Origin of the sequence: Dyella ginsengisoli LA-4 (genome assembly GCF_000334915.1) — a bacterium.
In the GTDB taxonomy this organism is placed as follows: domain Bacteria; phylum Pseudomonadota; class Gammaproteobacteria; order Xanthomonadales; family Rhodanobacteraceae; genus Dyella_A; species Dyella_A ginsengisoli_A.
This window is the reverse complement of the sequence record NZ_AMSF01000025.1, coordinates 19,890-38,310: the sequence shown is the minus strand read 5'-3', so window position 1 is coordinate 38,310 and position 18,421 is coordinate 19,890. Positions and strand designations below refer to the sequence as shown.

Genomic DNA, 18,421 nt, shown 5'->3' with positions numbered 1-18,421 from the left:
TGCATTCCCCCATGATGGTGCAATGAACAACGCATCCTGGCGCCCGCTGGCGGAGCAGATGGCGACCGGGCTGGCCCTGGTCGACGCGGAGCTGCGCGTGACGTGGCTGAATCCGGCGCTGGCCGAGCGGCTGGCGCTGGGGACGCGCAGCTTGGTCGGGCAGCCGGCGGCGCTGATGTTCGCCGACGATGAGGCGGTGCTGGCGCAGGCGCGGCGGGCGCTGGCCGAGGAGCGGGCGCTGCAGTTGCGTGGCGTGGCGCTGACCACCCAGCGCGGCACCGAGTGGCAGGCGGACCTGAGCCTGCAGCCGTTCGACGGGCAACTGCTGCTGGAAGTGCACGTGCTGGCCGAGCCGGCCGCGGCGGCCTCGCCGCTGTCGGCGACGCTGCGCGGCTTCGCGCACGAGGTGAAGAATCCGCTGGCCGGCCTGCGCGGCGCGGCGCAGCTGCTGCAGCGGCGGCTGGACGACGACGACCTGAAGGCGCTCGCCGGCATGGTGATCGCTGAGGCCGACCGGCTCGGCGCGCTGGCCAACCGCCTGCTGCATCACGACGGTGCACCGCGGCTGGCGAGCGTGAACATCCATCACCTGCTGGAGCGGCTGGAAGATCTTCTGGAAGCCGAGCCTGCGCCGCTCACGCTGCGCCACGACTACGACCCCAGCCTGCCGGACTTCCCCGCCGATGCCGACCGCCTGCTGCAGGTGCTGCTGAACCTGGCGCGGAATGCGCGCGAGGCCGGCGCGCAGACGCTCACTCTGCGCACGCGGGCCGAACACGGCGTGCGGCTGGGCGAGCGGATGCTGCGCAGCGCGCTGCGGGTGGACGTGATCGACGACGGCGCCGGGGTGCCGCCCGCGCTGCGCGACACGCTGTTCCAGCCGCTGGTGTCCGGGCGGCCGGACGGCACCGGCCTCGGCCTGGCGCTGTCGCGCGAGATCGCCCACGAGCACGGCGGCGAACTGCGCTGGCAGGGCCGGCCCGGCGAAACCGTGTTCTCGCTCTACCTGCCGCTGCCGCCGCCACAGCGGACTTCGACCGACACCCCGACGGATGTGACCGATGACTGATGCCCCCGCCTCCCGCGACGTCTGGGTGGTCGACGACGACCGCGGCGTGCGCTTCGTGCTGGCCGAGGCGCTGCGCGACGCCGGCCACGCCGTGCGCGAGTTCGGCGACGTGGCCAGCGTGCGCGACGCGCTCAAGACCGCCCGCCCCGCGCTGCTGCTCACCGACGTGCGCATGCCCGGCGAGGACGGGCTGGCCCTGCTCGGCGAGCTGAAGGCACAGGGCGTGGGTCCGGTGATCGTGATGAGCGCCTACACCGACGTGGCCACCGCCGCCGCCGCCTACCGGCAGGGCGCGGCCGACTACCTGGCCAAGCCGTTCGACCTGGACCAGGCGGTGGCCGCGGTGGAACGCGCGCTGGCCGACGTCGCCCCGCCGCCGGCGCCGGCGAAGCTGGAGACGCCGCGCCACACCCTGCTCGGCGAGAGCAGCGCGATGCGCGAGGTGTTCCGGCTGATCGGCCGCGTCGCCGCCAGCGACCTGAGCGTGCTGATCACCGGCGAGACCGGCACCGGCAAGGAGCTGGTGGCGCGCGCGCTGCACGAGGAGAGCGCGCGGCGCGACAAGCCGTTCGTGGCGCTCAACACGGCGGCGATTCCATCCGAGCTTTTGGAGAGCGAGCTGTTCGGCCACGAGGCCGGCGCGTTCACCGGCGCCACCCGCCGCCACGCCGGCCGCTTCGAGCAGGCCGAGGGCGGCACGTTGTTCCTCGACGAGATCGGCGACATGCCGCTGGCCTTGCAGACGCGCCTGCTGCGCGTGCTGGCCGGCGGCGAGTTCTACCGCGTGGGTGGGCGCGAGCTGATGCGCGGCGACGTGCGCATCGTCGCCGCCACGCATCAGGATCTGGCCGCACGCGTGGCCAGCGGGCAGTTCCGCGCCGACCTGCTGCATCGCCTGGACGTGGTGCGCATCGAGCTGCCGCCGCTGCGCCAGCGCCGCAGCGACATCCCGAAACTGGCCGAGCATTTCCTCGCCGCCGCGGCGGTGGAGCTGAAGCTGCCGCCCAAGCGTTTCGGCAAGGCCGCATTGAAGGCGATTGCCCAGCGCGATTTTCCCGGCAACGTGCGCGAGCTGGAGAACCTGTGCCGACGCCTCGCGGTGATCGCGCCGGGCGCGGAGATCCTGCCCGGTGATCTGGGCACCGCGGCCCCCGGCGCCGGTGGCGACGACTGGACCCATGCGCTGCGCGACTGGGCCGAACAGGCGCTGGCGCGGGGCGAGGCGGACATCCACGCCCGCGCCCGCGAGGCGCTGGACCACACCCTGATGCAGGCCGCGCTGCGCGCCCACGACAACCACCGCCAGCACGCCGCCGCCGCGCTCGGCGTCGGTCGCAATACGCTCACCCGCAAGCTCGGCGCCTCGCGCACGCGGCGGCCGAACAAGACCTGATCCGGAGACACCCGCATGACCGTGACCGTCCGCGACGCCCGACGCGAAGACCTGCCGAACCTCATCGCATGGAACGCCGCGATGGCGTGGGAGACCGAGCACAAGCGGCTCGACCCGGACGTGCTCACGCGCGGCATGGCCGCGGTGTTCGACGAACCGCGCCGCGGCTTCTACCTCGTCGCTGAACTGGGCGGCAAACCGGCCGGCTGCCTGATGGTGACCTACGAGTGGAGCGACTGGCGCTGCGGCGATTTCTGGTGGATCCAGAGCGTGTACGTGGCGGAGTCCGCGCGCCGCAGCGGCGTGTTCCGCGCGCTGTATGCCGACGTGGCGCGTCGCGCCCGCGCGGCCGGGGCGGTGGGCCTGCGGCTGTACGTGGAAACCGAGAACGAGCGGGCCCAGGCCACCTACGCAGGCCTGGGCATGGAGCGCTGCCACTACTTCATGTACGAGCAGGCGCTCGCCGCCGCCGGCTGAGCCTTCACCCGGGGGAAACGGCCAGGCCGGAGAATGGGGCGCTCGATCCCGTCCGCGCGAGGCCTCCGACCATGGCTGTTCCTTCTCTCTTTCCGCCCGCGGTCCCGGCGGTGCGGCGATGAGCACCGCCTATGACGCCATCGTGGTCGGGGCCGGGCAGGCCGGGCCGTCGCTCGCCGGCCGGCTCACCGCCGCCGGCATGCGTGTGGCGCTGGTCGAGCGGCACTGGCTCGGCGGCACCTGCGTCAACACCGGCTGCATGCCGACCAAGGCGCTGGTGGCCAGTGCCGAGGTGGCGCACCTGGCGCGGCGCAGCGCCGACTATGGCGTGGTGCTGGAAGGCCCGGTGGGGATCGATTTCCCCAAGGTGATGGCGCGCGCCCGCAAGGTGACCCTCGACGCACGCGGCAACCTGCAGCGCTGGCTCGACGGCATGGACGGGTTGACCCTGTTGCGCGGGCACGCCCGCTTCGTCGCTGCCGACACGCTGGAGGTGGACGGGCAGGCGATCCGCGCGCCGCGCATCTTCCTCAACGTCGGCGGACGCGCGGCGGTGCCGGAGCTGCCGGGCGTGCAGGACATCGACTTCCTCACCAACACCTCGATCCTGCAGCTGGACACGCTGCCGCGGCATCTGGCCGTGGTCGGCGGCAGCTACATCGGGCTGGAGTTCGCGCAGATGTTCCGCCGCTTCGGCGCGCAGGTAACGGTGATCGAGCGGCAGGACCGGCTGATCGCCCGCGAAGACGAGGATGTCTCCGCGGCGATCCGCGAGATCCTGGAAGCGGAAGGCATCGCCGTGCGCACCGGCTCCGAGTGCATCGCCTTCGCGCCGCATGCCGACGGCGTGGCGGTGAAGGTGGATTGCCGCGAGGGCGCGCCCGAGGTGGTGGCCAGCCACGTGCTGCTGGCGATGGGACGCCGGCCGAACACCGACGACCTCGGCCTGGACCGCGCCGGCGTGGCCACCGACGCGCGCGGCTACATCACCGTCGACGACACCCTCGCCACCAACGTGCCGGGGATCTGGGCGATGGGCGACTGCAACGGCCGCGGCGCGTTCACCCACACCGCCTACAACGACTTCGAGATCCTCGCCGCCAACCTGCTCGACGGCGAGCACCGCACGCTGGCGCAGCGGGTGCCGGGCTATGCGCTGTACATCGACCCGCCGCTGGGCCGGGTCGGAATGACCGAGGCGCAGGCGCGCGCCAGCGGCCGACCGCTGCTGGTGTCGAAGCGGCCGATGACGCGGGTCGGCCGGGCCGTGGAGCGCAGCCAGACCCAGGGCTTCATGAAGCTGGTGGCCGATGCCGAGACAAAGCATGTGCTCGGCGCGGCGATCCTCGGCGTGAGCGGCGACGAGGCGATCCACGGCGTGCTCGACCTGATGAGCGCCGACCAGCCGCTGGACGCGCTGCGCTGGGCGGTGCCGATCCATCCCACCGTGTCGGAACTCTGGCCGACCGTGGTGCTCGGCCTGCAGCCGGCCGGGGACGACTAACGGTCGTCGCTTGGCGCGCCCGGACCGGGGGCCTGCTCGCGCAGCCGCGCCTCCAGCAGGGCGGCATCCATCGGGGCGCCGTAGAGGTAGCCCTGCAGCACCGGGCAGCCCGCGTCGCGCAGGAACTCGCTCTGCGCCAGCGTCTCCACGCCCTCGGCGACCACGTCTTTGTGCAGGCTGCGCGCCATCGCGATGATGCCGGTGGTGATCGCCGCCGTCTCGCTGTCCTGGATGATGTCGTGCACGAAGGCGCGGTCGATCTTCAGCACGTCCACCGGGAAGTGCTTGAGGTAGGACAGGCTGCAGTAACCGGTGCCGAAATCGTCCAGCGAAATGCGTACGCCCAGGCGGCGGATCGCCCGCAGCAGGGCGCCGGTGGCCCGGCTGCCGGAAACCACCACGCGCTCGGTCAGCTCCAGCTCGAGCAGGTGCGGATCGAGACCGGACTCCACCAGCGCGGCATCGAGATGACCGAGGAACCCCGGATCGTCGAGCTGCACCGGCGACACGTTGACCGAGACCGGGATGCCGTGGCCTTCGCGTTGCCAGGCCCTGGCCTGCCGGCACGCCTGGCGCAGCACCCAGGCGCCGATCGGAACGATCAGTCCGCTGTCCTCGGCGATCGGGATGAACTCGTCCGGCAGCCACCAGCCGCCGTCCTCCTTGGACCAGCGCAGCAGCGCCTCGGCGCCGACGATGCGGCCGTCCACGGCGTCGACCTTGGGCTGGTACAGCAGGCGCAGCTGGTCGCGCGCGAGGGCGGTGTGCAGGCCATCCTCGATGCGCCGGCGCGCGCTGTCGCGCTCGCGCATCGACGGCGTGTAGAACCGGTAACCGTGGCGCCCGCCGACCTTGGTTTCGTACATCGCGCTGTCGGCGTTGTGCAGCAGCAGTTCGGCATCGCTGCCATCGTCGGGGAACAGGGTGACGCCGATGCTGGCGCGCAGCTCCAGCGTGGCCAGCCCCTCCGCCCGCAGTTCGCCGCATGCCTCGAGCAGGCGCTCGGCCATGCTCGCCGCATCGGCGGGGGCCTCGATCTGCGGCAGCAGCACCACGAACTCGTCGCCACTGAGCCGGCTCAGCACGTCGTCGTTGCCGAGCAGCGCGCGCAGGCGGCCGGCCAGTGCCTGCAGCACGCGGTCGCCGGCGTCATGCCCCCAGGTCTCGTTGATCCGCTTGAACTGGTCCACGTCCAGGTGCAGCACGGCGCCGCGCTGGCGTCGCCGCTCCGCATTGGCGATCGCCTGCTCGATGCGCGCATGCAGCAGCTGCCGGTTCGGCAGGCCGGTGAGCGGATCGTGCTGGCTCAGGTGCATCATCTTCAGCGCCAGCGAGCGCGTCTCGCTGATGTCGTGGAACACCAGCACGCCGCCGATCACGTTGCCGGCGTGGTCGTGGATCGGTGCGGCCGAATCCTCCACCGGCGTGACGAAGCCGTTGCGGTGGCGCAGCACCGCCTTGCCGGCGAGATCGACGATGGCGTTGCGCGCCAGCGCCTCGCGCAGGGGATTGGCCACGGTCTCGCCTTCGGCATCGCCCTGCAGCTGGAAGACGTCCTCCAGCCGTTGCCCCAGCGCCTGGGTGCGGGGCCAGCCGGTCATCGCCGCGGCGATCGGGTTGAGCGAGGTGATGCGCAGCTGCAGATCGGTGGTGATCACGCCGTCGCCGATCGAGCTCAGCGTGACCTCGGCCAGCTCCCGCTCGCGAAACAGCTCGTCCTCGAAGCGTTTGCGTGCGCTGATGTCCTGCGCCTGCGAGACGAAATACAGCGGCTCGCCGGCGGCGTCGCGCACCACCGACACGCTGAGTTGCAGGTAGACCACCTGGCCGTCCTTGCGGATGTTGCGCTTCTCCATCTGGTACGAGTCGCGCTTGCCGGCGAGCAGCTCGTCGCGCAGCTCGTCGTCGTCGGACATGTCGTCGGGATGGGTGACCGAGGCGATGTCCAGCTGCAGGAACTCTTCCTCGGTGTACTGGAACATCTGGCAGACCGCGGTGTTCACGCGCAGGAATCGCCCGTCCGGATGCACCAGCGCCATGCCGATGGCCGCATGCTGGAACGCGCCGAAGAAGCGCTGCTCGCTCTCGCGCAGGCGCTGTTCCAGCGCATGGCGGTCGGTGGTGTCGGTGAGCAGCGCGATCACGCCGTGCACCGTGCCGTCGGCGTCTCGGTCCGGTCGCAGACTGGCATGCACGTAGCGACGGGCCGGGTCGTCGAACAGATGGCCGTCGAAGTCGACCGCCTCGCCCTGCAATGCCGCTTCCAGGGCCGGGCGGATCGCTTCGCCGCCGGCAGCGCCGAGCCATGCCCCGATCGGCTGCCCGAGCACCGCGGCCGGATCGCTGCCGGTCCAGGCGCGGTACTTGTCGTTGAGGTAACCCACGCACAGATCGCGATCGAGCCAGGCGACCAGCCCCGGCAGCCGCGACAGCAGGCGCTCGGCGTCCCCGCGCGCGGAGACAGCATTCCCCGACCGGTCGTCGTGACCGGCGGCCGATGGATCGTGGCGGTTGGCTGTCACCCCGAAGCTTCCCCGACGCCTGTGGCAGGCCTGCGCATGATGCGCTGCCCGGCGTCCGGATGCACGGTGTCAGTGCAGCGGCGTGTCCGGTGCACCCAGCCGGCCGGCGCCATCCAGGTGGATGCGGCCGAGCGCGTGCAGGTCCGGAGCCAGACCGAAGCGCTCGGCCAGCGTCGTCACCAGCGGCCCCAGTGCCTGCGGCTGCAGCGGGTAGCCATGGGCGAGCACGCGGGCGAGCCCGCCTTCGCCACGCTGTGCCGCGGTGACCGCGACCACGCCGAGACCGGCCGCCTCGTGGGCGACCAGGCGCGGCGCATCGTAGCCCGGGTCGGCCGCTGCCAGGGTCTCCAGCAGATAGCCGTCCCGGGCCTCGGCCTGGACACCGTCGACCGGCGCCAGGCGCATCGGCACGTGGTGTGCCTCGAGCAGGGCGGCGTACTGCCGCAGTTCGAAGATCGCGCCGGCAAATGCGTGGGCACGGTCCTCTTCGCGGTTCGAGGCCAGCCATTGCGCGGGTGACTGCACCAGTACGCCGCCGTCGGCGTAGCGCAGGGGCACGCCGCGCGCGCTGAGCGTGGCCTCTTCGCGGTAGGGCGTGAGCAACGCGGCTTCCAGCAGGGTCCACAGCGGCGCCAGGTTGACGTGCTCGTACTGCACGCAGGTCAGCGCCAGCAGGTCGTTGCGGCTGAGGTAGCGCACGTGCTCCAGCGGCACGCCCAGCGTGCGGATCAGCCAGTCCGCGGTGCGCTGCCCGGCTTCGCCGCGGCCGACCAGCTCCACTTCCAACTGCTCGCCCAGCGTGGCGGCGAGGGTCTCGGGCGCGAGCAGGGTGATCGGCAGCAGCCGCATCGGACCGTCCGCATAGATGGCCTCCGGCTCCAGCGGCTGCGCCGGCATGCGGCCCTCGTGGGTGCCGAAGGCGACCACGTTCTCGAGGTGTCCGCGCGGTACGCGCCGGGCCAGCTCATCCAGCGTGGCCCATACCGGAAAGCCGGGACGCAGCAGCTCCACCGGGTCGAACAACGCACCGGCCAGCGCCAGCCGCGCGTCGGTGGCGGCCGGCACCAGCGACTGCAGGTCGGCAGCGACATGGGCGGCCAGCTCGGCGGCTTCGTCGCGGGTGAGCGTGGCGCGCGGGAGCGGGGCGCCGGTCTCGATCGCGAGGACCACCGGCAGGGCCTCGAGGGGCGTGCTTTCCAAGGGATTCTTCCGGGCGGCAAAGACCCATCATTCTACCAGCGGGGTCCGGCAGCCCGCGCCGGCGCTGAACCGGGCCGCACGGATGGCGTCGCGGCGGGCTTTCCCGGGGAGCCGGTGCGGGTTAGCCTTGGAGTCTCAATACCCGGCCGGATGTTTCTCAGACCATGGACAACTCGCAGCGGCGCGTCGGCGTGATCGGTGGCGTGCGGATTCCCTTCTGCCGCAACAACACGGCGTACGCCGAGGTCGGCAATTTCGGCATGTCGGTGAAGGTGCTGGGAGCCCTGGTCGAGCGCTTCGGACTGCATGGCCTGGAATTGGGCGAAGTGGCGCTGGGTTCGGTGATCCGGCTGTCCTCGGAGTGGAACCTGGCGCGCGAAGCGGTGCTGTCCTCCGGTCTGGCGCCGACCACGCCGGCGATCACCACCGCGCGCGCCTGCGGCACTTCGCTGGACAACGCGATCATCGTCGCCAACAAGATCGCCGCCGGGCAGATCGAGGCGGGCATCGCTGCCGGTTCGGACACCACCAGCGACGTGCCGATCGTCTATGGCGAGCGCCTGCGCAAGCGGCTGCTGGCGGTGAACCGCGCCAGGACCCCGCTGGACAAGCTGAAGACGGCGTTCCGCGGCTTCTCCTTCGGCGAGCTCAAGCCGGCGTTTCCGGGCGTGGCCGAACCGCGCACCGGCATGTCGATGGGTGATCACTGCGAGAGGATGGCACGCGAGTGGCACATCGCGCGCCAGGCACAGGACGAGCTGGCGCTGGAAAGCCACCGCAAGCTCGCCGCCGCCTACGACGCGGGCTTCTTCGACGACCTGATCGTGCCGTTCCGTGGCCTCAAGCGCGACGGCTTCCTGCGTCCGGATTCCACGCTGGAGAAGCTCGCCGCGCTGAAGCCGGCGTTCGACAAGAGCTCCGGCCACGGCACGCTCACCGCCGGCAACTCCACCGGCCTGTCCGACGGCGCCGCGGCGGTGCTGCTGGGTACCGAGGCATGGGCCAGCGAGCATGGGCTGACCGTGCAGGCGTGGCTGCGCGACGCCGAAGTGGCGGCGGTGGATTTCGTCCGTGGCGAGGGCCTGCTGATGGCGCCGACGATCGCCGTGCCGCGGATGCTGGCGCGTCATGGACTCACGCTGCAGGACTTCGACTACTACGAGATCCACGAGGCGTTCGCCGCGCAGGTGCTGTGCACGCTGCGCGCGTGGGAGAGCGCCGATTACTGCAAGCAGCGCCTCGGTCTCGATGCGCCGCTCGGCAGCATCGATCCGGCGAAACTCAACGTGCACGGCTCCAGCCTGGCCACCGGTCACCCGTTCGCCGCCACTGGCGCGCGCATCATCGCCACGCTGGCAAAGTTGCTGGAACAGAAGGGGTCGGGCCGCGGCCTGATTTCGATCTGCACCGCCGGTGGCATGGGCGTGACGGCGATCCTCGAGCGCTGACTTTCCGGGCGGGTTTGCGGTGAGAATCACCCCGCGCCTGCGCGTGACCTCGCTGCTCAGCCTGCTGGCGCTGCTGGTGGGCGTGCTCGGCACGCAATGGTTGTCCGGGCGAACCGCCGGCTGGGTCGGCCCGCACCATCCGGTCATCGCCGAGCACACTGCGCCACCGGCCACCCGTTATCGTGCCGACCGCGAACGCCGCACGCCCCGGCGCGTCGCCAGCATGCGTGCGATCGGTCCCGGCGCCGCGCCGTCGCCGCCGCCGCCGGAACTGGTGCCGGTCAGCATGCCGTCGCTGTCGGCCCGCTATGCCGGCCTGGCCGGACACCTGGCCGGCGATGTGGTGCTGCACCTGCAGGTGGATGGTGCCGGCCGCGTGCTCGATGCCAGGGTGGCCCGATCCAGCGGCGATACGGTGCTGGATGCGCATGCGCGGGCGATGGTGGCGCAATGGCGATTCGCCGTGCCGCCGGATCATCCCGGCGGCCTCAGCGGCGACCTGCCGATGCACTTCGGCACGGCGCCCGCCTCGCCCTGAGCACGCGCCCGATGACCTAGAGGATGCCGCTCGCCCCGGCGCCGAAGGCGGTGATCAGGCGCGTATAGATCAGCTTGAACGACAGCGCGACCCCGGGGAAGTCGCCGACCGGCTCGTAGCAGCTGAAGAACGCCGGATCGCTCGGCGCCATCGGCGTGCAGCCGGGCTTGAGGTCGTAGCTGGTCGCATAGCGGTAAGGCCAGAAATCGAACAGCGGCAGCTTCTCGGAAATGTCGCCGATCGCCTGGTTGACCTGCGAGAGCACCGGCACGTCCACCCGCCGCGGCGCGATCACCCAGGCGTTGTCCGGTCCGGTGAGGCGCAGGATCGAAGCGCGCACCGCGTTGGCGAACTGGCGGTCGTGCACGATCACGCCGGCCTCGGTGTTGTAGTGATCCGAGCGCGGATCGAAGTTGTGCGAGCCCACCATCGCGAAGCTGTCGTCGACCACGATCGACTTGGCGTGCAGGCCGAAGCGCAGGCCGCGCTCGATCAGCGGCGCGGGGCGGTTGCGCTTGCCGCGGCTGCCGAACATCGCGCGCGTTTCCACGCCCGGGTAGCGCTCGCGCCGGCCCGTGGCGGCAGCCAGGCGTGGCGGGAGGTCGGCGTTGGCGATGGCGTAGTCCTCCTCGGCGGCCTCGGCATGCGGCTTCATCTCCTGGATCTGGAAACCGAAATCGCGCAGGTAGCGCTTGCGATGCTTGTACGACAGCGCGTAGACCGCGAACGCATCGGTGGACGCCAGCGAATTGGTCGACACGCGGATGCGCGGCGGGTCGGGGCGCTTGTGCATGGTCCTGAAGATGCGCTGCGCCTGCTTGCTCATCACCAGATAGGGCGTCTGCAGCACCACTTCGTGCTTCGCGCTGGCGACCAGTTGCATCACGTGATGGGTGAAATCCAGCGCGTGCCTGCGGGTGGGCGCGTCGGTCTTGGCCGGCAGGTCGCTGAAGAACTCGACCTGGCTGGTGTGGAAGGCCGGTGCCAGCAGGTGCGCGTGCAGCCAGAGCGGATCCTGTGCGTCCTGCTCGAGCCGCGCCACGCGTTCCGGGTGGCGGAAGGTCGGCGCCGGCCACCCGGGCGCCGCGGGATGACGCCGGATGTACTGGTTGACGTCGCGCAGCCGGGTCAGCGGCACCGAGCGCTTGTGGTGCCAGAACAGCTCGAAACTCGCCGCCATGTCGCGCGCGGCAGGACCGCCGACCATCACGTCGCGGTCGACGTAGTCGAAGTCGCCGTCCCAGTTGAAGTAGCGGTCCTGATAGTTGCGTCCGCCGGTGATGCCGACGGTGTCGTCAACCAGCAGCACCTTGTTGTGCATGCGCTGGTTGAACTTCATGAAGCAGCACACGATGCCCGCGGCGAACTCGGCCGGGTCGGTCTCGGCATCGTGGAAGGTCGGGTTGTAGAGCTTCACCTTCAGGTGGCTGTCCACCCGCGCCAGCCGATTCAGCAGCGCGAGGTTGCCGAACGAGAACAACTGGTCGGCGAGGATGCGCACGCGCACGCCGCGCCGGGCAGCCTGCACCAGCTGGTCGAGCACCAGCTGGCCGACGTCGTCCTGGTCCCAGATGTAGGTCTGCACGTCGATCGAGTGCTTCGCCGCCTGGATCAGGTTGATGCGCGCGGCCAGCGCGTCCTCGCTGTCGGCAAGCAGGGTCACGATGTGCTGCGGATGGTCGGGCGTGGACTGCGCCATCGCCTGTTCGGCGGCCGCGAGCACGGGTGACGGTCGCGCGCAGTGGTCGGCCCCGGAGCAGTCGGAAGACGGCGGCGTGGTCTCGGCGACGATGGCTTGCGCCTGCCGCACATGCAGGCGCGAGACGGTGCAGCCCTGCAGGGCCAGCGCCAGCACGGCGCCCAGGAGCAGGAAGTGTTTCGACATCCGTGGATGATACGTTGCGGTGTCAGTGCGCGGCCGCGTCCAGCGTGATCAGCAGGCCCAGATCGACCGTGTCGCTGACTGCCGTACGGTGTGCGTTCATCCCGTAGTCGCTGCGCCGGATCTGTCCGCGGACCTCGATCCGGCACGTCGTGTCCCGGCGCAGGGTGCAACTGGCCGGCTCCAGCCGGAACTGCACGGGCCGGGTCACCCCGCGCAGCGTCAGCCAGCCCGGCAGCGGCCCGCCCTGGTCGAGCGCGCGTACCGGCAGTGGTGCGGAGAGGAAGCGGATGGTCGGAAACAGGCGCACGTCGAAGAATTCCGGATCGAGCACCCAGCGCCGCAGCCGCGACGAGGTCATCGCGACGCTGTGGACGTCGACCGTGGCCTCGACCACCGCGGTGTCACGCAGTGGATTGAGCGTGACATCGCCCTCGATATGGGTGAAGCGCCCGCTGATCTGCCGGACCCACAGCAGACGCACGCTGAATTCCGCGTGCGAGCGGGCGCTGTCGATGCGGTAGTCTGCGGCGGGTGCGGCGACAGGCAGGAACAGCAGCGCGAACAGCAGCGGCAACCAGGCCGCGGCCCTCATGGTGACCAGAAGGCGTCCAGTCGCGCGTTGCCGGGTTCGAGCGCGCCGTTCAGGTGCAGCACCGCCAGGCCGGCGGGCGGCATGCCGCGGAACTCGTCCGACCGCCCCTCCACCAGCAGGGCGACCAGTCGCTCGATGCCCGGGTTGTGGCCGACCACCATGACCGTGGCCACGCTCTCGTGTTCGTCGAGCAGGGCGAGCAGCTCGCCTGGCGTGGCGTCGTAGATTTCCTCCGCGTAGGCCAGCTCGGGCGCGTGATCGAGTGCCTCCATCGCCAGTTGCGCGGTGGCGCGGGTGCGCTCGGCGGGCGAGCAGAGCACCCGCTGGGGACGCGCGCCGTGCCGTGCCAGCCAGCTGCCGGCGGCGCGCGCTTCCTGTTCGCCGTGCCCGCTGAGTCGCCGCTCGCGATCATCGTCGCCCGGGCTGGCGGGCAGGGCTTCGGCGTGGCGCAACAGGATGAGTTCGAGCATGCATGACTCCGGATCGGCCGGGCGGGTCGCGCCCTGGCCTGGTTTGGTTCAATGGGCGCGCTTGATCCAGCGCAACAGGGCCTTCCAGTCGTCCTGATGACTGCGCACGTTCTCCGACTGGTAATCGAAAATACCCTTGCCCAGGGCCGCGAGCAGCACGTAGGCCTGGCTGTCCCGCAGCTGAGCGGCGATCGGGAAGGGCGTCGCCTCGCCGAGCTGGGCGACTGCATCCTGGCTGGCGTGCGTCCAGGGTTTGAGCCGGTTGGCCACCAGCGCCACCGGCAGCTTGCCGCGCTTGATGCGCGGGATCTGCCCGAGTTCCTCGATGAAGGCGAGGGTGGCGTCCATGTCGAAGCTCGAGGGCAACACCGGTACCAGCAGCACATCCGCCGCTTCCAGGTAAGGCTCCAGCTCGCGTTCGGTGACACCCGCCGGGGTATCGATCAGGGTGCGCTCGGTGTCGCCCGGGAGCTTGCCCAGCGACTTGCGACCGCCTTCCAGTGCGAGCACGCCGGGTACGCCTTCGGGCCGGCGGGCCGCCCAGCGGAACGAGGAATGCTGCCGGTCGGCGTCGATGATGGCCGTGCGTTTGCCCGCCTGGGACCAGTGCGAAGCGAGCTGCGTGACCACCGTGCTCTTGCCGCAACCGCCCTTGCTGCTTGCCACCAGCACCGTAAGCATCGGCCTGACTCCGCGCGGGTAAGTGGGGCCAAGCCTACTGTGAGAGCGATGCGGCGGGAACCCGGGGCGATGGGGAGGGCGGCTCCGCGCTCAGGGCGTGACGGTCGACGCGGCGGCTGCGGCGGGTGAGATCGCGGCGGCCTCGCTGGCGCCCGGGGCGTCGAGCGGGATGCCCTCGTCGCGCAGCGCCGCCAGCATCAGGCTCATCTCGGTGCCGCCGTTGCGCGCGAGCGCCAGCAGGTGCTGCGCCAGTGCCTTGTCGCCGGCGGCACGGGCGGACAAGGCGGCGAAGTTGCGCACCTCCCAGGCGAGGTTGGTCATCTCCGCGCGGGCGGCGGCCTGGGCCTCGGGGTCGTCCGACAGCGTCTCGCGCAGGTGCAGGCCGAGCGAGCGCGCCAGCGGGCTGGAGCCCCACTCCAGCAGATGGGCGAGCTGCAGGCAGCTCTGCCGGATCGCCGGATCATCCTTGCCGTTTTCGCACAGGCGTGCGGTCGCCTGCATACCCGGCTGGGGGGCCGGCAGCAGTCCGCTGACCCCGAACACCATCACCACCTGGACGCCCCAGGCCCCGGCCGCGGAGCCGGGATCGATCGCTGCCGGGGGCGGGGGCAGCGTGCCGACGGTGGTCGCCAGCGCCTGCAGCGCGGTGCCGGTGTAGTCGTCGTAGAGCTTGGCTCCTGCGGCACGACGCAGGTCCTCGCGGGCGTCGTCGCTGCGCTCGTTGGCGCTGTCCTGACCCAGCTTGAGCAGCCAGACCGCGGCATTGTCGCCGGCTTCGGCGGTGAGTGCGGCGAGCGCGTCGGCGTTCGGGCAGGTCCGGGCTGCGGCGTCGCAGTCGGTCAGGCGGGCCCACTGTGCCGCCGGGCTGGCGTCGTCGGCCCGGGCGGCGCGGGTGATCAGGGCGTGGAAGTTCGTCGAAGACGGCTGGTTCGGCAACGGCCGGGCCAGCAGGGCGGCGCCGAGCAGGGGCATCGCGTCGGCGCGCGGCGCCAGCACACTCACCAGGTCGCGCTGGAAACCGACCAGCGCCTGCGCGCGGGTCGCGGCCGGCGGGGGCGCCGCCTTGTCCCGGGCCATCGTGGCCATCGGCAGGCCCGCGAGGCCCAGTATCAGGCTGATGGCCAGTCGTTGGCGTGCTCGCATGGATGCAGGTCCCTTGGCATGCAAAGCGGCAAGCGTACCGCTTGCGGATTAAGCCTGGCTGATCCGCGGGTCGACGAGGTCATCCCGCGCCGTCCCGGGTTGTTACCATCGGAGTCTTTGCCGCGCATGACGCGCGCCATCGTGCGATCACCGGAGACGCGAGTGGATACTTTCAATCATCTCGACGGCGCCATGCCCTGGTTCGCTGGGTGGGGGACCCTTGCCCTGGTCAACGCCGGGCTCGCGCAGGGCAAGAACCGCAGCGGCCTGTTGTGGTTCGCCCTGTCGCTGCTGTTCGGACCGCTGGCGACACTCGCGCTGGTGTTGTTGCCGAAGGTGCGCCAGACGCTGTTCTGAGTCATCGACGGGCATACCGGGGCGGCCATCCGATTTGCGCGGTGGCCGCCGCGCCGGGCAGGCTTACTCGCCCAGTGCCTCGCGCATGAACTCCGGCTGCGCCAGCGCGGCCTTGTGGATCTCGGCGTTGTAGTAGCGGGTGGCGAAATTCTTGGCTGCCGCGCCGCGCTCGCGGAAGCCGGACAGCTCGCCGCCCTTGCGCACCATGGTGCAGCTCCACCAGCCGGTCGGGTAGCACGGCTGCGGGAACGGCAGCGTCTTTACCGCGCTGAAGCCGGCCGTGCGCATCGCCGCGCGCATCGACTTGATCAGCTCGATGTGCGCCAGCGGCGACTCGGACTGCTGCACCAGGATGCCGCCGTGGCGCAGCGCCTTGTAGCAACTGGCATAGAACGCGGCGTTGAACAGACCCTCGGCGGGGCCGACCGGGTCGGTCGAGTCGACGATGATCAGGTCCAGCGATTCCGGCTCCGCCTCGGCCATGTACTTGATGCCGTCGATGAACAGCAGCTCGGCGCGCGGGTCGTTGTTCGACTCGCACAGTTCCGGGAAGTACTGCTCGGCGAGGCGGGTGACGCGCTCGTCGATCTCCACCTGGGTGGCCTTCTCCACTTCCTCGTGCTTGAGCACTTCACGCAGGGTGCCGCAGTCGCCGCCGCCGATGATCACCACGCGCTTGGCGCGGGCGTGGGTGAACAACGCCGGGTGGGTCATCATCTCGTGGTAGAGGAAGTTGTCGCGGCTGGTCAGCATCACGCAGCCGTCGATCACCATCAGGTTGCCCCAGTCGGTGGTCTGGTGGATCTCGATGGTCTGGAACGGGGTCTTCTCGGCGTGCAGCTGCTTCTCCACGCGGAAGCCGATGGAGGAGCCGGAGGCCTGGTGGGCTTCGGTGAACCAGCTGGATTGCTGCGACATGACGGGTGTTCCTGGCGACGCGTAAGGGGATGGGGATGCGTAAAGACCGCGTATTGTAGCCAGTTCCCCCTGGGCCGGGGACACGCACCAGTCATCCGGCCCCGCTACAATGCGCGTCTGGCGCTCCCCGGCCGTGGCCGTGCAGGGCGCCGAAGGTCCTTCCGGCCCCGCGGCGTGCGAGGCTTCCGGCCGGCAGACCTCCTGCTCTCGTCAAGGCTCGCCGCTGCGACTTCCGTTTGCACAAGGAGATTCCGTCCATGGCGAGTTCCTGGGACCGCGCCGCCGCCCGTCACACCTATGCCGTGCCGCACTGGAGCGACGGCTACGTCGATGTCGGCGAGGCCGGCGAGATGGTCATGCGCCCGCGCGGCGCCGCCGGCCCGTCGATGTCGCTGCCGCGCATCGTGGCGCAGGCGCGCGACGAAGGGCTGCGGCTGCCGCTGCTGGTGCGCTTTCCCGACATCCTGGCCGACCGTCTGGCCAGGCTGCAGGGTGCGTTCGCCAAGGCGATCGCCGAGTGGCAATACGCGGGTGGCTACACCGCGATCTACCCGATCAAGGTCAACCAGCAGCACAGCGTGGTGAGCGAGCTGGTGCACGCCGGCCGCGAGGGCTTCGGCCTGGAAGCCGGCTCCAAGCCGGAGCTGATGGCGGTGCTGGCGATGGCGCGGCCCGGTTCCATCGTCATCTGCAATGGCTACAAGGATCGCGAATACATCCGCCTGGCGCTGATCGGCAAGAAGCTCGGCCTGCGCGTGCACATCGTGATCGAAAAGCTGTCCGAGCTCGACCACGTGTTCGCCGAGGCGAAGGCGCTGGACGTGGAGCCGCTGCTCGGCGTGCGCGTGCGGCTCGCCTCGATCGGCGCGGGCAAATGGCAGAACACCGGCGGCGACAAGGGCAAGTTCGGCCTGTCGCCGAGCCAGGTGCTGACCCTGATCGAACGGCTGGACGCGGCCGGGCTCAAGCACACGCTGAAGCTGCAGCACTTCCACATGGGCTCGCAGATCTCCAACGTGCGCGACATCGCCAACGGCATGCGCGAGGCGACCCGCTACTTCGTCGAGCTGCGCAAGCAGGGCGTGCCGCTGGAGATCGTCGACGTCGGTGGTGGTCTGGGCGTGGACTACGAGGGCTCGCGCTCGCGCAGCCACAACTCGATCAACTACTCGATCGAGCAGTACGCCGCGACCATCGTGCAGTCGCTGGCCGAAGCGGTGGCGGCCGAGGGCCTGCCGGCGCCGCACATCCTCACCGAGGCCGGCCGCGCGATGACCGCTCACCACGCGGTGCTGGTGGTGGACGTGAGCGAGGTGGAGAGCGTGCCGGCCGGCGCGATCCCGCCGCCGCGCGCGGACGAGCCACCGGTGCTGCGCCACCTGCGCGAGGTCTACGAGGAGCTGGACGCGCGCCCGCCGCTGGAGCTGTTCCACGAGGCCCAGCACCACCTGGCCGAGGGCCAGGCACTGTACGCACTGGGCCAGTTGCCGCTGGCCGACCGCGCGCGGCTGGACGAGGCCTACTACGCCATCGCCAACGCGGTGCGCGCCCGCCTGCTGCCGGGTGAGCGGGCGCACCGGCAGGCGCTGGACGAGCTGGACGAGAAGCTGGTCGACAAGTACTTCGTCAATTTCTCGGTGTTCGAGTCGGTGCCGGACATCTGGGCGATCGAGCAGATCTTCCCGATCGCGCCGATCGCGCGGCTGGACGAGGCGCCGACGCGCCGTGGCGTGATCGTCGACCTGACCTGCGATTCGGACGGCCGCATCGACCACTACGTCGACGCCGAGGGCGTGGACGTGAGCCTGCCGCTGCATCCGCTCAAGAGCGGCGAGAGCTACTGCCTGGGCCTGTTCATGGTCGGCGCGTACCAGGAGACCCTGGGCGACATCCACAACCTGTTCGGCGACACCGACGCGGTGAACGTGCGCGCGGAGGGCGAGGGCTTCACCTTCGCCCACAAGCGTCGCGGCGACACCACCGACCTGATGCTGGACTACGTCGGCTACGACCTCGCCGCGCTGCGCCGCAGCTATCGCGAGCGCATCGCGGCGGCGGGTATCGACGGCGAGCCGGCGGCGCAGCTTTTTGCGAGCCTGGATGCGGGCCTGACGGCATACACCTATCTGGCGCCGGAAACGGACTGATCCGGCCGCCACGCTTTTCCTGTCACGACAAGGGGCGCAGAATGATGCACTGCAAAACTTCCCCGAGACCCACAGGA

16 protein-coding genes are annotated in these 18,421 nt (G+C 70.7%); 8 read left to right on the top strand and 8 right to left on the bottom strand.

Annotated elements, in window-relative coordinates:
• Window positions 1–22: 22 nt before the first annotated feature.
• The 4 genes from C693_RS0107210 (at window position 23) to C693_RS0107195 (ending at window position 4,443) form a co-directional block, all read left to right on the top strand.
• On the top strand, window positions 23–1,069 hold the full coding sequence (locus C693_RS0107210) for a two-component system sensor histidine kinase NtrB (RefSeq protein WP_017461586.1): 1,047 nt from the start codon (window positions 23–25) through the stop codon (window positions 1,067–1,069).
• A complete protein-coding gene (gene ntrC / locus C693_RS0107205) occupies window positions 1,062–2,462 on the top strand; it encodes a nitrogen regulation protein NR(I) (RefSeq protein ID WP_017461585.1) in 1,401 nt (466 codons plus the stop codon). The genes C693_RS0107210 and ntrC overlap by 8 nt, the downstream gene beginning before the upstream one ends.
• 15 nt (window positions 2,463–2,477) lie before the next feature.
• Complete coding sequence (locus tag C693_RS0107200; protein WP_017461584.1) at window positions 2,478–2,939, top strand: GNAT family N-acetyltransferase; 462 nt, start codon at window positions 2,478–2,480, stop codon at window positions 2,937–2,939.
• 118 nt (window positions 2,940–3,057) lie between these two features.
• Window positions 3,058–4,443: an FAD-containing oxidoreductase gene (locus tag C693_RS0107195; protein ID WP_017461583.1), complete on the top strand. Its 1,386-nt coding sequence runs from the start codon at window positions 3,058–3,060 to the stop codon at window positions 4,441–4,443.
• Here C693_RS0107195 and C693_RS0107190 read toward each other — a convergent pair.
• Together C693_RS0107190 and C693_RS0107185 are read right to left on the bottom strand one after the other, a co-directional pair.
• Window positions 4,440–6,965, bottom strand: coding sequence for a sensor domain-containing protein (locus C693_RS0107190; protein ID WP_017461582.1), 2,526 nt, complete (start codon window positions 6,963–6,965; stop codon window positions 4,440–4,442). The two genes, C693_RS0107195 and C693_RS0107190, sit on opposite strands and share 4 nt — an antisense overlap.
• 69 nt (window positions 6,966–7,034) lie before the next feature.
• The gene (locus C693_RS0107185; RefSeq protein WP_017461581.1) at window positions 7,035–8,165 is read right to left on the bottom strand and encodes a hypothetical protein; all 1,131 of its coding nucleotides are present in this window, start codon (window positions 8,163–8,165) and stop codon (window positions 7,035–7,037) included.
• A 164-nt stretch (window positions 8,166–8,329) separates the two neighbouring features.
• Here C693_RS0107185 and C693_RS0107180 point away from each other — a divergent pair, with 164 nt between their 5' ends.
• Window positions 8,330–9,613: an acetyl-CoA C-acetyltransferase gene (locus tag C693_RS0107180; RefSeq protein ID WP_017461580.1), complete on the top strand. Its 1,284-nt coding sequence runs from the start codon at window positions 8,330–8,332 to the stop codon at window positions 9,611–9,613.
• A gap of 19 nt (window positions 9,614–9,632) precedes the next feature.
• Window positions 9,633–10,151: an energy transducer TonB family protein gene (locus tag C693_RS0107175; protein ID WP_017461579.1), complete on the top strand. Its 519-nt coding sequence runs from the start codon at window positions 9,633–9,635 to the stop codon at window positions 10,149–10,151.
• A gap of 16 nt (window positions 10,152–10,167) precedes the next feature.
• Here the strand turns inward: C693_RS0107175 and C693_RS0107170 are convergent, their stop codons facing one another.
• The 5 genes from C693_RS0107170 to C693_RS0107150 all read right to left on the bottom strand — a co-directional run bounded on the left by C693_RS0107170 (window position 10,168) and on the right by C693_RS0107150 (window position 14,922).
• Entirely contained in the window at window positions 10,168–12,036 is a 1,869-nt protein-coding gene (locus C693_RS0107170) for a phospholipase D-like domain-containing protein (RefSeq protein WP_017461578.1), read from the bottom strand.
• A 22-nt stretch (window positions 12,037–12,058) separates the two neighbouring features.
• The gene (locus C693_RS0107165) at window positions 12,059–12,628 is read right to left on the bottom strand and encodes a YceI family protein (protein ID WP_017461577.1); all 570 of its coding nucleotides are present in this window, start codon (window positions 12,626–12,628) and stop codon (window positions 12,059–12,061) included.
• Window positions 12,625–13,098, bottom strand: coding sequence for a SixA phosphatase family protein (locus tag C693_RS0107160; protein WP_017461576.1), 474 nt, complete (start codon window positions 13,096–13,098; stop codon window positions 12,625–12,627). Before C693_RS0107160 ends, C693_RS0107165 begins: the two co-directional genes overlap by 4 nt.
• A gap of 48 nt (window positions 13,099–13,146) precedes the next feature.
• A complete protein-coding gene (locus C693_RS0107155) occupies window positions 13,147–13,779 on the bottom strand; it encodes a ParA family protein (protein ID WP_017461575.1) in 633 nt (210 codons plus the stop codon).
• A 90-nt stretch (window positions 13,780–13,869) separates the two neighbouring features.
• Window positions 13,870–14,922: a hypothetical protein gene (locus C693_RS0107150; RefSeq protein ID WP_017461574.1), complete on the bottom strand. Its 1,053-nt coding sequence runs from the start codon at window positions 14,920–14,922 to the stop codon at window positions 13,870–13,872.
• Between the two features lie 192 nt (window positions 14,923–15,114).
• Between C693_RS0107150 and C693_RS0107145 the strand changes: the two genes are divergently transcribed.
• A complete protein-coding gene (locus C693_RS0107145) occupies window positions 15,115–15,279 on the top strand; it encodes a hypothetical protein (protein ID WP_026107247.1) in 165 nt (54 codons plus the stop codon).
• Between the two features lie 63 nt (window positions 15,280–15,342).
• Here C693_RS0107145 and speE read toward each other — a convergent pair whose 3' ends face one another.
• Complete coding sequence (gene speE / locus C693_RS0107140; protein WP_017461572.1) at window positions 15,343–16,197, bottom strand: polyamine aminopropyltransferase; 855 nt, start codon at window positions 16,195–16,197, stop codon at window positions 15,343–15,345.
• A gap of 257 nt (window positions 16,198–16,454) precedes the next feature.
• Here speE and speA point away from each other — a divergent pair, with 257 nt between their 5' ends.
• Entirely contained in the window at window positions 16,455–18,344 is a 1,890-nt protein-coding gene (speA, locus tag C693_RS0107135) for a biosynthetic arginine decarboxylase (protein ID WP_017461571.1), read from the top strand.
• Window positions 18,345–18,421: the final 77 nt, after the last annotated feature.

Coding starts and splice junctions, on each gene's coding strand:
- C693_RS0107160 (WP_017461576.1), bottom strand. CDS start 13,098: ATGCTCGAACTCATCCTGTTGCGCCACGCCGAAGCCCTGCCCGCCAGC.
- C693_RS0107165 (WP_017461577.1), bottom strand. CDS start 12,628: ATGAGGGCCGCGGCCTGGTTGCCGCTGCTGTTCGCGCTGCTGTTCCTG.
- speA (WP_017461571.1), top strand. CDS start 16,455: ATGGCGAGTTCCTGGGACCGCGCCGCCGCCCGTCACACCTATGCCGTG.
- C693_RS0107150 (WP_017461574.1), bottom strand. CDS start 14,922: ATGCGAGCACGCCAACGACTGGCCATCAGCCTGATACTGGGCCTCGCG.
- C693_RS0107155 (WP_017461575.1), bottom strand. CDS start 13,779: ATGCTTACGGTGCTGGTGGCAAGCAGCAAGGGCGGTTGCGGCAAGAGC.
- ntrC (WP_017461585.1), top strand. CDS start 1,062: ATGACTGATGCCCCCGCCTCCCGCGACGTCTGGGTGGTCGACGACGAC.
- C693_RS0107200 (WP_017461584.1), top strand. CDS start 2,478: ATGACCGTGACCGTCCGCGACGCCCGACGCGAAGACCTGCCGAACCTC.
- C693_RS0107145 (WP_026107247.1), top strand. CDS start 15,115: ATGCCCTGGTTCGCTGGGTGGGGGACCCTTGCCCTGGTCAACGCCGGG.
- C693_RS0107170 (WP_017461578.1), bottom strand. CDS start 12,036: ATGTCGAAACACTTCCTGCTCCTGGGCGCCGTGCTGGCGCTGGCCCTG.
- C693_RS0107210 (WP_017461586.1), top strand. CDS start 23: ATGAACAACGCATCCTGGCGCCCGCTGGCGGAGCAGATGGCGACCGGG.
- C693_RS0107180 (WP_017461580.1), top strand. CDS start 8,330: ATGGACAACTCGCAGCGGCGCGTCGGCGTGATCGGTGGCGTGCGGATT.
- C693_RS0107195 (WP_017461583.1), top strand. CDS start 3,058: ATGAGCACCGCCTATGACGCCATCGTGGTCGGGGCCGGGCAGGCCGGG.
- speE (WP_017461572.1), bottom strand. CDS start 16,197: ATGTCGCAGCAATCCAGCTGGTTCACCGAAGCCCACCAGGCCTCCGGC.